Source organism: Clostridium omnivorum (assembly GCF_026012015.1).
GTDB lineage: Bacteria > Bacillota > Clostridia > Clostridiales > Clostridiaceae > Clostridium_AX > Clostridium_AX omnivorum.
Genome location: NZ_BRXR01000001.1, coordinates 2,238,801 through 2,252,500, shown reverse-complemented (window position 1 = coordinate 2,252,500; position 13,700 = coordinate 2,238,801). Strand labels below are relative to the sequence as shown.

The window sequence follows — 13,700 nt, the reverse complement described above, 5'->3', positions numbered from 1 at the left end:
TACTTCGGCAAAAGGTCTTAATTCAGCATCAAACTTTTCAAGTACCTTTATTATATGATATCCAAATTGAGTTTTAACTGGTTCGCTTATTTCTCCTACTTTTAAAATAAAAGCAGCTTCTTCAAACTCAGGAACCATTCTTCCTCTACCAAACTTTCCTAAGTTTCCACCTTGTGCTGAAGAAGGGCAACTTGAAAATTCTTTTGCGGCTTCTTCAAATTCCATTCCTTCTTTTATATTCTTAGCTACTTCCTGAGCTTCCTCAAGTGTTGCAACTAAAATATGGCTTGCCATAACTTCTTCTTCACTCATGAAATAACTTTTATTTGCTTCATAATATTTTTCAACTTCTTCATCTGTAACATTTACATCCTTAAGAACGCTGTTTATAGCAAATTGTGTTATCAAATCATTTTTTGCAATTTCTAATTGAGCTTTATAATTCTCATCATTCTCTATACCGTTATCTTTTCCATAGTTATAGAATAACTCAAAAGATATTATTTGATTTAATAATTGTTTTTTACCTTGAGGTGTATTGAAAAACGACTGTCTATCCTTTGGCAATCTTGTAATAGCTAATTCTAAATCTTTTTCTAATATCTCTTTTCCGTTAACTACAGCTAATATATTGTTCTCCATAATTTTTCTCCTTTAAACTCTAATTTATATACTTAACCATCATATCATATTTAAATATTCATATCCAATATTTTATTTATTTTACTCTTCCTAACTTGTAATATTAGTCCAATTACTATCATATTCATATATATAGAAGATTAATAATTATTATAAATGAAAGTGAATAAATTAATATGGCTCACTTTATTAATACTATTAATTTGAAGCTGGATAACTATATGGATATATACTGCAAGTCACCCTATTGTGACAAAGCAATGGAGAGACTATCTCCAGAGTTTATATTATTTTTGCATAACAACCTTGAAAAGTCGCCTAAAAATTGTGTACTAGAACTTCGCTTTCATCTCCCTATTAATATAAAAGATAGAAATTTAGAAGCAGAAGTTATAAAATCAATCCAGGATCACTATCTTGCAGAAATAAATAATTCACTTAAAATACTCAATCAATCTTACAAGCATATTGTAAAATATGCTATTGTTGCTTCTTTATTAATATTTCTTGGCTTTTTACTGCAGCTATATCAGGAAAAAACACTGTTCGTGTTTACTCTTTGCGAAATAATAAACATTGCAGCTTGGGTGTTTCTTTGGGAAGCTATTCACACCTTTTGTTTTAAAAATAAGAAGTCCACCTCAGATTTAAAGAAATACAAAATTATTTATTCCTCTAATATTATATTTGAATATAGAACAAAAAATAAATGAAAGTCTTAAGTGTCATTCTTAAGACTTTCATTTATTTTTTATATTAATAACTTTTCTGCCTCCAAGTTAGATACAGGCTTGCTGAATAAATATCCTTGAGCAATGTCACAACCCTTTTGTTTTAAAAGTTCCAATTGCTCCTCAGTTTCTATTCCCTCAGCAACCACGCTTAGCTCCATACTATGAGCTATATTTATAACAGCTTCTGCAATAACTTCCTCACAAGCTCCTACGCTTAAATCATGAACGAAGGATTTATCAATTTTAACCCTATTTATTGGAAGCTTTTTCAGATAATTCAATGAAGAATATCCGGTTCCGAAATCATCTAAAGATACCTTGATTCCTCTTTTCTGCAGTCCTTCCAAAATCTTAACTGTAAATTCAAAATCAGACATAGCTATAGTTTCTGTAATCTCAATTTCTAAAAGCTCTGATTCAATGTCAGCTTCTTTAATTACCTTATCAATTATTCCAAGAATATCTGCATTTTCAAACTGTCTTGCAGAAATGTTTACAGCTATAGGTACACACTGGTACCCCCTATTCTTCCATTCCTTTATTTGTTTGCATACAATTTTTAATATTTGTTCTCCAATAGGTATTATTAGTCCTGTCTCCTCAGCTAATGGTATAAAGTTCATTGGTGGTATAAATCCTAGCCTTGGGTGATTCCATCTCACTAAAGCTTCCATACCAATGAGCTTTCTAGAACTTATTTCTATTTGAGGCTGATAGTAAACTACAAACTCATAATTTTTTATAGCATACCTTAGGCTTTTTTCCATATCTATCTTTTGTAAGGTCCTTTTATTCATATTCTCATCAAATATAAAGTAATTGTTTTTCCCATATTCTTTAGCGCAGTACATTGCCGTTTCTGAATTTTTAAGTAGAACGTCAATATCTGCACCATGCTCTGGAAATAAAGAAATGCCTATACTAGAGCTAATGTAAAACTCAAAATTATTGATAATCATTGCACTTTCGGACATCTTTAATATCTTGCTAGCCACCTCTTTAGCTTTTGACAATGCCTTATAATCTTCAATTAAAACACAAAAATTGTCTCCACCTAGGTGAAATAGATTATCCTCTTCTCCAATTACATCACTATATGCTATAGCGATTTTTTTCAACACTTTATCCCCGACTTGATGTCCAACTATATCATTTACAGATTTAAAATTATCAATATCAATAAAAACCACTGCTAGATGTTTATTGTATAATAATGCATTTTCTAATCGGCTATTAAACTTTTTTCTTAAAAATACTCCATTAGGAAGTTCTGTTAGTGTATCATAGTAAGCCATATTATATATTAGTTCTTCATTTCTCTTACCATCAGTTATATCAGTAATAGAACCCGCTACACGTGTAGGCTTTCCATCAATATCCCAAATAGCCTGTCCTCTAATTGAGACCCACTTTATCTCCCCATTATTGGTTCTAATTCTGCATTCAACCTTGAAAAATGATTTCATTCTATCTAAATGAGCTTTCATTTCTTCCTGAAATTTAGAAACATCCTCTTCACAAATATAACTAATCCAATTACTAAATTGAGAAAGGTTTGTATCCTTCCTAATGCCTAACATTTCTTTACACCTATCTGAATAGAAAAGCTCTCCAGTGAGTAAGTTATAATCCCAGATACCATCGTTGCAGCCTGCTGTTGCCAACCTAAATCTTTCCTCACTTATCTTCAAGCTCTTTTCGCTTGCTTGCAGTTCCTTATAATGTTCTCTTATTTCTTCTTCTGCTGCAGCTATTTGTTCATATAAAGCTTCTAATTCCTGATAGCTTTCACTTAGTTTGGCCTGTGTATCTTTTTTTACAGTAATATCCCTGAAAACTAAAAACATTCCAATAATTGCTTCATTATTATCCTTTAAAGGTCCAATAGTTGACTCAATATTACACCGATTTTCATTTTTTAGGACTAAAACTGTGCTTTCCGGAAATTCTATGGTTTTATCTTCTATTAAAACTGCATCTAAAGGCAATATCTGCTTTTTGCAATTATCTTCATTATATATGTTAAAAATACTATTAATATTTAAGCGTTTAGCAGCATCCTCATTAATTTGTAAAAGCTCTTTAGCAGTACTATTTATAAAAGTCACTCTACCTTCTGTGTCTGTTGTAATTACTCCATCAGTTATACTAGATAAAGTTGTTTGAAGCCAATCATGCTGTCTTCTCAACCTTTTATTTATTCTATCAATTCTCTTTTTTAGGTACTTATTCTGTATAAATAATAATAGTACTATTAAGGCAAATATGCACAGCGTTAAAATAGAGCCCTTCATAAATTGCCTATGTGTCTCAAGCATATTATTATCTAATGGTCCTTTTAAATCGCTTTTTATATTTGGAAGTACATTTAAAAAAAGTGCTGCTAGCTTATCCTTCATAGTTGATCCCCCAAAAAACTTACTGTAGTAAATTGCTAAAACTAATTAAATTTATAATTCGCCAAAAACTCCTCTTTTCCTTCACATTTCCCCATTATATACATTTAAATGTTTGTGAAGTTTATACATTCTAGCATTTCGCCAGCTATTAAGAACCAATTCTACTATTTTTTTATAACCATTCAAGCTATAATAGTATTATAATTAACATTAAGGATTGAATTAGCAGCTAGTAAATTTAGCTCTATATTTTCACTTGCTATCAATTGATAAGGAGGAATGTATATGGAAAACATGGAAGTTAAAGAAGGAAGTTTAGCTCCAGATTTTACTCTGCCTGGTTCCGATGATAAGGAACATAAGTTGAGTGACTACAGAGGAAAAAAAGTAATACTATACTTTTATCCTAAGGATAATACACCTGGATGTACTAATGAAGCAATTGCATTCAAAGAAAATCTTTCTAAAATAGAAGATTTAAACGGCGTGGTTCTAGGAATAAGTAGAGATTCTATCGATTCTCACAAAAAATTTATTAATAAACATAATCTTAATTTCCTATTACTTTCTGATGCTGAAGAAGTTGTTTGCAGACTCTATGATGTTATAAAAGAGAAGAATATGTATGGTAAAAAAGTAATGGGAGTTGAAAGAAGCACTTTTATTATTAATGCAGATGGAATAATCGAAAAGATATATAGAAAAGTAAAAGTTAATGGTCATGTTGAAAGCATAACTTGTTCTATTGAATAGTCATAACAATAAAAAAACCTTAAGCATTTAGCTTAAGGTTTTTTTGGTGGCCAATCCAGGAATCGAACCAGGGACACGAGGATTTTCAGTCCTCTGCTCTACCGACTGAGCTAACTGGCCATATATATAACCTGGCAGCGTCCTACTCTTCCACAGGGCCTCCCCTGCAGTACCATCGGCGCTAAGAAGCTTAACCTTCGTGTTCGGAATGGGAACGGGTGTTACCTTCTTGCCATTACCACCAGATACATGATTAGTCAAAATCTTCGATTTTGCTAACTAATCAGTACTCCTCAACTCTGTTGAGTGAGTTTCCTTTAAGAGAATGCTATTCTCTCAAGACTGAACAGATTAAGAATATTTGGTCAAGCCCTCGACCTATTAGTATCAGTCAGCTAAACACATTACTGCGCTTACACCCCTGACCTATCAACCTTGTGTTCTTCAAGGGGTCTTACTAGCTTACGCTATGGGAAATCTTATCTTGAGGTGGGCTTCACGCTTAGATGCTTTCAGCGTTTATCCCGTCCCGACATAGCTACCCAGCCGTGCTCCTGGCGGAACAACTGGTACACCAGAGGTCAGTCCATCCCGGTCCTCTCGTACTAAGGACAGCTCCTCTCAAATTTCCTACGCCCGCGACGGATAGGGACCGAACTGTCTCACGACGTTCTGAACCCAGCTCGCGTGCCGCTTTAATGGGCGAACAGCCCAACCCTTGGGACCTACTTCAGCCCCAGGATGCGACGAGCCGACATCGAGGTGCCAAACCTCCCCGTCGATGTGGACTCTTGGGGGAGATCAGCCTGTTATCCCCGAGGTAGCTTTTATCCGTTGAGCGATGGCCCTCCCACGAGGTACCACCGGATCACTAAGCCCGACTTTCGTCCCTGCTCCACTTGTGGGTGTCGCAGTCAGGCTCCCTTCTGCCTTTGCACTCTACGAGCAATTTCCAACTGCTCTGAGGGAACCTTTGGACGCCTCCGTTACATTTTAGGAGGCGACCGCCCCAGTCAAACTGCCCACCTAACAATGTCCCACGACCAGTTTCATGGACTGTGGTTAGAACTTCAGTACTGTCAGGGTGGTATCCCAAGGGTGACTCCATAGGAGCTGACGCCCCTACTTCTCAGTCTCCCACCTATCCTGTACAGACAATACCGAAATTCAATGCTAAGCTACAGTAAAGCTCTACGGGGTCTTTCCGTCCAATCGCGGGTAGCGAGCATCTTCACTCGCAATACAATTTCGCCGGATTTGTTGTTGAGACAGTGCCCAAGTCATTACGCCATTCGTGCGGGTCAGAACTTACCTGACAAGGAATTTCGCTACCTTAGGACCGTTATAGTTACGGCCGCCGTTTACTGGGGCTTAAGTTCATAGCTTCGCTTGCGCTAACTAGTCCCCTTAACCTTCCAGCACCGGGCAGGCGTCAGCCCCTATACATCAGCTTTCGCTTTAGCAGAGACCTGTGTTTTTGCTAAACAGTTGCTTGGGCCTATTCTCTGCGACCTACTTGCGTAGGCACCCCTTCTCCCGAAGTTACGGGGTCAATTTGCCGAGTTCCTTAACAACAATTCTTCCGCTGGTCTTAGGATTCTCTCCTCACCTACCTGTGTCGGTTTGCGGTACGGGCAGAAGTTACCTCGATAGAAGCTTTTCTTGACAGTGTGGAATCAGATACTTCGCTACTTAAATTTCGCTCCCCATCACACCTCAGCTAAGCGGGCGGATTTGCCTACCCACATGCCTAAATGCTTAAACACACTAATCCAACAGTGTGCACATCCTATCCTACTGTGTCACTCCATCTCTAATAACGCCACTTCTGGTATCGGAATATCAACCGATTGTCCATCACCTACGCCTTTCGGCCTCGGCTTAGGTCCCGACTAACCCTGAGCGGACGAGCCTTCCTCAGGAAACCTTAGGTTTTCGACCAATGAGATTCTCACTCATTTCTCGCTACTTATGCCAGCATACTCACTCCTGTACAGTCCACCATTCCTTTCGGTATGACTTCTGCCCATACAGGAAGCTCCTCTACCACGTACCTTACGGTACATCCATAGCTTCGGTGGTAAGTTTTAGCCCCGGACATCTTCGGCGCAGGATCTCTCGACTAGTGAGCTATTACGCACTCTTTGAATGAGTGGCTGCTTCTAAGCCAACATCCTAGTTGTCTTAGAAATCCCACATCCTTTTCCACTTAACTTACACTTTGGGACCTTAGCTGATGATCTGGGCTGTTTCCCTTTTGACTACGGATCTTATCACTCGCAGTCTGACTGCCGGGGTACAAGTATATGGCATTCGGAGTTTGATAGAGTTCAGTAAGCGCAATGCCCCCTAGCCCATTCAGTGCTCTACCTCCATTACTTATTTTACCCGACGCTAGCCCTAAAGCTATTTCGAGGAGAACCAGCTATCTCCGAGTTCGATTGGAATTTCTCCGCTATCCACAGCTCATCCCATGGTTTTTCAACACCAACGTGGTTCGGTCCTCCACGGAATTTTACTTCCGCTTCAACCTGTCCATGGATAGGTCACCCGGTTTCGGGTCTACGACATGCAACTAAATGCCCTATTCAGACTCGGTTTCCCTTCGGCTCCGTACCTTAAGTACTTAACCTTGCTGCACATCGTAACTCGCTGGCTCGTTCTACAAAAAGCACGCCGTTAGGCATTAACGCCCTTCGACTGTTTGTAAGCACACGGTTTCAGGTTCTATTTCACTCCCCTCCCGGGGTTCTTTTCACCTTTCCCTCACGGTACTGCTTCACTATCGGTCACTAGGTAGTATTTAGCCTTGGGAGGTGGTCCTCCCTGCTTCCCACAAGGTTTCACGTGTCTCGTGGTACTCTGGATCAGCTCTGAAGTTTTCTCTTTTTACTTACGTGACTATTACACTCTGCGGTGGAACTTTCCAGTTCTCTTCAGTTAAGATACCTCTTCGTTTATGAACTGTCCTCAACCCCTCAGCCGTTAGGCTAAGGTTTGGGCTCTTTCCCTTTCGCTCGCCGCTACTTAGGAAATCGATTTTTCTTTCTCTTCCTTCAGGTACTTAGATGTTTCAGTTCCCTGAGTTTACCTCCATATACCTATTTATTCAGTATACAGTACACAGTTATTACTGTGTGGGTTGCCCCATTCGGAAATCTCCGGATCACAGGCTATTTGCGCCTACCCGAAGCTTATCGCAGCTTATCGCGTCCTTCATCGGCTCCTAGTGCCAAGGCATTCACCATGCGCTCTTCGTAGCTTGACCTAAAATCAATTTATTATTTTGCGAAATTGTATACCCTTATAAACATAGTTTAATTTGAGTATTACAATTACTTTACTTAATCTGTTCAGTTTTCAAAGAACAACTTGAATGACTTGGTCATTCAAAATTAAACAGAATATTAAGAGTACCAGCTAACCATATCAGCTTTACGCTAATAGGCTGTTCTCCATAGAAAGGAGGTGATCCAGCCGCAGGTTCTCCTACGGCTACCTTGTTACGACTTCACCCCAATCGCTAACCCCACCTTCGGCCGCTGGCTCCTTACGGTTACCTCACGGACTTCGGGTGTTGCTAACTCTCATGGTGTGACGGGCGGTGTGTACAAGGCCCGGGAACGTATTCACCGCGACATTCTGATTCGCGATTACTAGCAACTCCGGCTTCATGCAGGCGAGTTGCAGCCTGCAATCCGAACTGGGACAAGTTTTTGAGTTTTGCTCCACCTCGCGGTTTTGCTTCTCTTTGTACTTGCCATTGTAGCACGTGTGTAGCCCTAGACATAAGGGGCATGATGATTTGACGTCATCCCCACCTTCCTCCGCGTTAACCGCGGCAGTCTTGCTAGAGTGCTCAACTTAATGGTAGCAACTAACAACAAGGGTTGCGCTCGTTGCGGGACTTAACCCAACATCTCACGACACGAGCTGACGACAACCATGCACCACCTGTCTTCCTGCCCCGAAGGGCTTCGCCGCATTACCGGCTATTCAGGAGATGTCAAGTCTAGGTAAGGTTCTTCGCGTTGCTTCGAATTAAACCACATGCTCCGCTGCTTGTGCGGGCCCCCGTCAATTCCTTTGAGTTTTAATCTTGCGACCGTACTCCCCAGGCGGAATACTTATTGTGTTAACTGCGGCACGGAAGGTTGGACCCTCCCACACCTAGTATTCATCGTTTACGGCGTGGACTACCAGGGTATCTAATCCTGTTTGCTCCCCACGCTTTCATGCCTCAGCGTCAGTTACAGTCCAGAAAGTCGCCTTCGCCACTGATGTTCTTCCTAATCTCTACGCATTTCACCGCTACACTAGGAATTCCACTTTCCTCTCCTGCACTCTAGATATCCAGTTTGAAATGCAGCACCCAAGTTGAGCCCGGGTATTTCACATCTCACTTAAATATCCGCCTACGCATCCTTTACGCCCAGTAAATCCGGACAACGCTTGCCACCTACGTATTACCGCGGCTGCTGGCACGTAGTTAGCCGTGGCTTCCTCCTTGGGTACCGTCATTATCGTCCCCAAAGACAGAGCTTTACAACCCGAAGGCCTTCATCACTCACGCGGCGTTGCTGCATCAGGGTTTCCCCCATTGTGCAATATTCCCCACTGCTGCCTCCCGTAGGAGTCTGGACCGTGTCTCAGTTCCAATGTGGCCGATCACCCTCTCAGGTCGGCTACGCATCGTCGCCTTGGTGAGCCTTTACCTCACCAACTAGCTAATGCGCCGCGGGCCCATCTCAAACCGGATTACTCCTTTGATCACTCTATCATGCGATAGCGTGATGTTATGCGGTATTAATCTCCCTTTCGGGAGGCTATCCCCCTGTTTGAGGCAGGTTACCCACGTGTTACTCACCCGTCCGCCGCTAGAGACCGAAGTCTCTCGCTCGACTTGCATGTGTTAGGCACGCCGCCAGCGTTCGTCCTGAGCCAGGATCAAACTCTCAATTTAAAAGTTTGATTTTAAGCTCATTCGCTTATTTTTTGAGATTATTAATCTCATAAAGAATTGCTGGTTTTTTACCTTAATATCTGTTTAATTTTCAAGGACCAAGTTGCTGTCATCTGACAGCTTTTATAGTTTATCACTTCACTTTATTGTTGTCAATACTTTTTTTAAGCACTTTTTACAACATTTATTTGTTACCGAAGCGACATGTGTTATTATATCACACACATTAAGCAGTTCTTAGGCATAATGAACCTTTATATGAATTTACACTTCATTTTCTCATGATATATCCATATTTCTTAAAATCCCTCATAATGATACACTAGGATAAGTTATTGTAATAATCTTTTAAAAACGCTACATTAATTGACATTTGTAAAAATATGTAATAACATTTATTTACGGATATCAGTATATTTTTTAATATTTAATATAAACTTATTATGGTATGTATTAAATTACATCAATTATCGCTCTATATCCTGAAATAATACAAGTTAAGCTTATAAGCGCTATAGGAGGTACTTTACATGAAAAAGACCACAACACTAATAATTTCTTTATTTCTAAGCTGTTCAATAATTCTTTGCAGTTGTACAAAAACACAGCCAACAGCCACTACTGATTCACCTTCACCAAAGCAGACTGTTACTATTAACAAAGCAGCTGAACCCTCTGAATACAATATAAATGTAAAACTAACTCCTGAAAAAAGAGAACTTGTAGGTGAGGAAAAAGTTAAATATACAAATAAGAGTGCTTCTGAGCTTAAAGAAGTATATTTTCACATATATCCAAATGCATATAAAAATGAGGCCACTGCCCCTACAGCTTTCGTAGGTATCAAAGACATGTATCCAAATGGCTTTAATCCTGGAAGTCTAGATATTAAGGAAGTAAAAAATGGGGATTCTAAATTGAAATATGAAACCCAAGGCGAGGATCAAACTATTTTAAAGGTAATCCTTCCTAAAGCAATTAACTCTGGAGAAAGTGTGGATTTATCTATAGATTTTTCTGTAATTATTCCTGAAGCATCGGATAGATTTGGAGTTCTTGATAATTGCTTTAACTTTGGCAACTGGTACCCTATTGCTGCAGTACTTGACGAGACAGGTTGGAATTTAGATCCTTATTATAAAATCGGTGATCCCTTTTACAGTGATGCATCAAACTATGCTGTAAATATAACCGTACCAAAAGACTATAAGGTAGCTGCGACTGGAGAGCCTGCGGATGAAAAACTTAACGGAAATGAAAAAACTTATACCTTTAAAGAAAATAAAGTTAGAGATTTTGCCTTTGTAACTAGCAATAAATTTACTGTTCAGGAAAAGGTTGTTGATGATATAAATGTTAGATGCTTCTTTCTTACAGATAATAAAGAAAATAATGCTATTGCCATGATGGCTGCAGAAAACTCTATTAAAAAATTCAATGAAGCCTTTGGAAAATATCCTTATAAGAACTTTTCTGTGGTAGAAACCAACTTTGGAACAGGTATGGAGTATCCTGAGCTTGTATATATAGGCAAACAATATTATACTTCCACTAATCAAATTCCTACTCTTGAAGTTGTAATAGTTCATGAAACTGCACATCAATGGTGGTATAGCGCAGTAGGTAATGACGAAATTGATGAAGCATGGCTTGATGAAAGCTTTGCTACTTATTCTGAAGGAGCATATTTTGAAAAGAAGAATAATTCAAAGGCTTACTTTGACAATATTGTAAGAAGCTATACTGGCAGTGAGAGAAGTATTAAAGGCAGCAAAGTAGTATTGAGACCTGTTTCAAAATTTCAAGGTTGGAATGATTATGGTCCTTTAGTTTATAGAAAAGGAGCTTCTATGCTCTGTGATCTTAGAAATGAAGTTGGAGATGAGGCATTTTCAAAAATATTAAAGACCTATTACGAAAAATATAAGTTTAAAAATGCCAAAACCAAGGATTTCATTGCAGTTGTAGAAGAAGTTACGGGCAAAAAATGGGATAAGTTTTTTGATAAATGGCTTTTAGACAAATAATTAAGAGTTAGCTGTAGAGATTGCAGCTAACTCTTTTTACATTTCACTTTATATTCCTTAAGCTTTTATTGTTCCTTTAAAAACTCCTCAACCATATCCACTTTTGGTGTAAAGCCCAAATATTCTAAAGACTTTTGAAGAGCAAACAAAGTATAACAAACCTTATCTGTTTTTGCATTTTCGCCCATATGTCCTATGCGTATTACTTTACCCTCTAGGTATCCAAAGGACCCAGCCACCATAACTCCATAATTATTAAGCATATGATTTCTTAGCTTTTTATCATTAATTTTGCTTGGCACATTTATTACAGTAACTGTACTTGAATATCCGTCTTTTATATGCAGCTCTAATCCAGCCCTTTTAACTGCATGCCTTGTAGCCTTTGCTATACTGTGGTGCCTTTCTATAATATTATCAAGTCCTTCTTCCAGTATATTATCTATTGCCTTTCTGAGTCCCATAATATCACTTATTGACTGGGTATATGGAAACCATTGTTTTTCATAGTAATCCTTCCAATTTAACAGATTACAATAGAACGAGGCAATAGGTTCCTTTCTATTCTCCATAGCATTAAAAGCATCATCGCTTATACTTAAAAATGTAAGTCCTGGAGGAGCTGATACTGCCTTTTGAGATCCCCCTAATGCTATATCTATCTTCCAGTCATCCACCTTAAATTCTTCTCCTCCCATAGCAGCTACACTATCTACCACAGTTATTATTCCTTTTTCTTTTAGAAGCGGACATATTTTACTTATATCATTAAGTACCCCTGAAGGAGTATCACAATGTACTACAGTAGCATATTTAAAGTCTCTATCTACATCTAAAAATGCCTTTAATTCCTTAATATCAATTTCTCTTTGCCTGTCACCTTTAAAAAGTATAGGTTCTCCACCATACATGGTAACAAAGTCGGCAAATCCTTCTCCGAAAATACCATTGTCTATAACTAAAACCCTGTCCCCTTTTTCAGTTAAAGAGGCGCAAGCAGCTTCTAGGCCTAATATTCCCTCTCCACTCAATATCCTAACTTCATTTTTAGTATTTAAAAATTCACCTATTCTCTTACAGGTTTCCTTATAAAAATCATAAAATTGAGGGTCTAAATCTGGGTTTGTAGTTTCCAGTGCCCTTGCCAATCTTACATTTTCACTTACCTGAGTAGGTCCAGGCGTCATTATATATGGTACCTTCATACAGCTTCCTCCTTATATCTCTTATTAAAACTAAAGGTCAATTATTACGTTGCATACTCTCTTATAATGACCTTATTAATTCCCTATAGGAAAATTATACTACTGAAAAATAGAAATATAAAATGTAGGGGTACAATATTTTTAATTAAATATTCCTACAATATTTATTTTTCCAAAATTAGCTTAATATATTATAAAAAATCAGCTGCTGACAAAATATATCTATCAGCAGCTGCTTTAATTAAACTTATCTATTTATTTTCATTTTCAAGTCTTGGGAAGAGTATATTATTTTCTAGATGAATATGCTGGAAGGTATCAGCCTCTAGCTCTTCTAGTTTTTTATAAGTCAGTCTGTAAGAATTACAGCCATCCTCTGGTACAGCATAATCCTTAGTTATTTTTCTTAATTCCTTTAGTATATCTCCAGCTCCCACATGTTCTTCTTCCAGCTCCTTTTCTACTTTTAAAATCTTCTCAAGAGCCTCTTTTGAAGGGTTTTCCTCGTACTTTTTTATAAGAGGGAATTCTATTTCTTCTTCTTTAATTAAATGCTGTTCAAGCTCCATCTTCAAACTGTGAAATAACTTATGCACCTTCGATAACTCAGGATGTCCTTCTCCGTGAACTCTTAAAATTTTAGTTGTAAGTTCACTTATTATAGGAAGTTCAACTCCTAAATAAGCATGATGAGTATTTACTACATGGTCTATAAGCTTGCTCATAGATTCCTTTTCCCAATCTATATCCTCTGTTTTAACGCTTTTTACTTCTTCATATAAATTATTAATTCTATCTAAAATTTCTGCTTCATTTAATCCTTGCTCTTTTATGGCAGTTATTAATGGTCTATCTCCACCACAGCAAAAGTCAATTCTATATTCCTTTAATATATCTGCTGATTTCGGAAACTTTGTTACTATTTCTCCAATCTTTTGTGAACTATGAAATTCTCCCATAATAATCCTCCTTATATA

7 protein-coding genes, 1 tRNA gene and 3 rRNA genes (1 of these 11 only partly in view) are annotated in these 13,700 nt (G+C 38.0%); 3 read left to right on the top strand and 8 right to left on the bottom strand.

The genetic code is table 11. The features are described from left to right. On the bottom strand, positions 1–642 hold the 5' portion of the coding sequence (locus tag bsdE14_RS10750; protein ID WP_264849927.1) for a peptidylprolyl isomerase. The gene continues 102 nt to the left of window position 1, outside the view; only the first 642 of its 744 coding nucleotides appear in the window; the start codon lies at positions 640–642; the stop codon falls past the left edge of the window. A 176-nt stretch (positions 643–818) separates the two neighbouring features. Between bsdE14_RS10750 and bsdE14_RS10745 the strand changes: the two genes are divergently transcribed. Beyond that, on the top strand, positions 819–1,355 hold the full coding sequence (locus bsdE14_RS10745) for a hypothetical protein (protein ID WP_264849926.1): 537 nt from the start codon (positions 819–821) through the stop codon (positions 1,353–1,355). Between the two features lie 38 nt (positions 1,356–1,393). On the opposite strand, the gene bsdE14_RS10740 is transcribed toward bsdE14_RS10745, so the two are convergent. Next, on the bottom strand, positions 1,394–3,775 hold the full coding sequence (locus bsdE14_RS10740; protein ID WP_264849925.1) for a sensor domain-containing protein: 2,382 nt from the start codon (positions 3,773–3,775) through the stop codon (positions 1,394–1,396). 294 nt (positions 3,776–4,069) lie between these two features. Between bsdE14_RS10740 and bcp the strand changes: the two genes are divergently transcribed. Continuing rightward, on the top strand, positions 4,070–4,528 hold the full coding sequence (gene bcp, locus bsdE14_RS10735) for a thioredoxin-dependent thiol peroxidase (RefSeq protein ID WP_435382607.1): 459 nt from the start codon (positions 4,070–4,072) through the stop codon (positions 4,526–4,528). Between the two features lie 44 nt (positions 4,529–4,572). On the opposite strand, the gene bsdE14_RS10730 is transcribed toward bcp, so the two are convergent. From bsdE14_RS10730 to bsdE14_RS10715, 4 genes are all read right to left on the bottom strand, one after another. Then, positions 4,573–4,648: transfer RNA gene (locus bsdE14_RS10730), tRNA-Phe, on the bottom strand. 9 nt (positions 4,649–4,657) lie between these two features. Next, positions 4,658–4,774, bottom strand: a 5S ribosomal RNA gene (gene rrf, locus bsdE14_RS10725). Between the two features lie 115 nt (positions 4,775–4,889). Next, a 23S ribosomal RNA gene (locus bsdE14_RS10720) occupies positions 4,890–7,796 on the bottom strand. Positions 7,797–7,989: 193 nt separating this feature from the next. Beyond that, positions 7,990–9,491: ribosomal RNA gene (locus tag bsdE14_RS10715) — 16S ribosomal RNA — on the bottom strand. The 16S, 23S and 5S rRNA genes sit together here with 1 tRNA gene alongside, the layout of an rRNA operon. 530 nt (positions 9,492–10,021) lie before the next feature. Between bsdE14_RS10715 and bsdE14_RS10710 the strand changes: the two genes are divergently transcribed. After that, positions 10,022–11,518 carry a M1 family metallopeptidase gene (locus bsdE14_RS10710; RefSeq protein WP_264849922.1) on the top strand — a complete coding sequence of 499 codons (1,497 nt, stop codon included), beginning with the start codon at positions 10,022–10,024 and terminating at the stop codon, positions 11,516–11,518. 65 nt (positions 11,519–11,583) lie between these two features. Here the strand turns inward: bsdE14_RS10710 and bsdE14_RS10705 are convergent, their stop codons facing one another. Both bsdE14_RS10705 and ric read right to left on the bottom strand, forming a co-directional pair. Next, positions 11,584–12,723 carry a pyridoxal-phosphate-dependent aminotransferase family protein gene (locus tag bsdE14_RS10705; RefSeq protein WP_264849921.1) on the bottom strand — a complete coding sequence of 380 codons (1,140 nt, stop codon included), beginning with the start codon at positions 12,721–12,723 and terminating at the stop codon, positions 11,584–11,586. A gap of 251 nt (positions 12,724–12,974) precedes the next feature. Next, positions 12,975–13,682, bottom strand: coding sequence for an iron-sulfur cluster repair di-iron protein (gene ric / locus bsdE14_RS10700; protein WP_264849920.1), 708 nt, complete (start codon positions 13,680–13,682; stop codon positions 12,975–12,977). Between the last annotated feature and the right edge of the window lie 18 nt (positions 13,683–13,700).

Bases quoted from the DNA above. Each gene is read 5' to 3' on its own strand.
- bsdE14_RS10745 (WP_264849926.1), top strand. From the start codon at position 819: ATGGCTCACTTTATTAATACTATTAATTTGAAGCTGGATAACTATATG.
- bsdE14_RS10705 (WP_264849921.1), bottom strand. From the start codon at position 12,723: ATGAAGGTACCATATATAATGACGCCTGGACCTACTCAGGTAAGTGAA.
- ric (WP_264849920.1), bottom strand. From the start codon at position 13,682: ATGGGAGAATTTCATAGTTCACAAAAGATTGGAGAAATAGTAACAAAG.
- bsdE14_RS10740 (WP_264849925.1), bottom strand. From the start codon at position 3,775: ATGAAGGATAAGCTAGCAGCACTTTTTTTAAATGTACTTCCAAATATA.
- bcp (WP_435382607.1), top strand. From the start codon at position 4,070: ATGGAAGTTAAAGAAGGAAGTTTAGCTCCAGATTTTACTCTGCCTGGT.
- bsdE14_RS10710 (WP_264849922.1), top strand. From the start codon at position 10,022: ATGAAAAAGACCACAACACTAATAATTTCTTTATTTCTAAGCTGTTCA.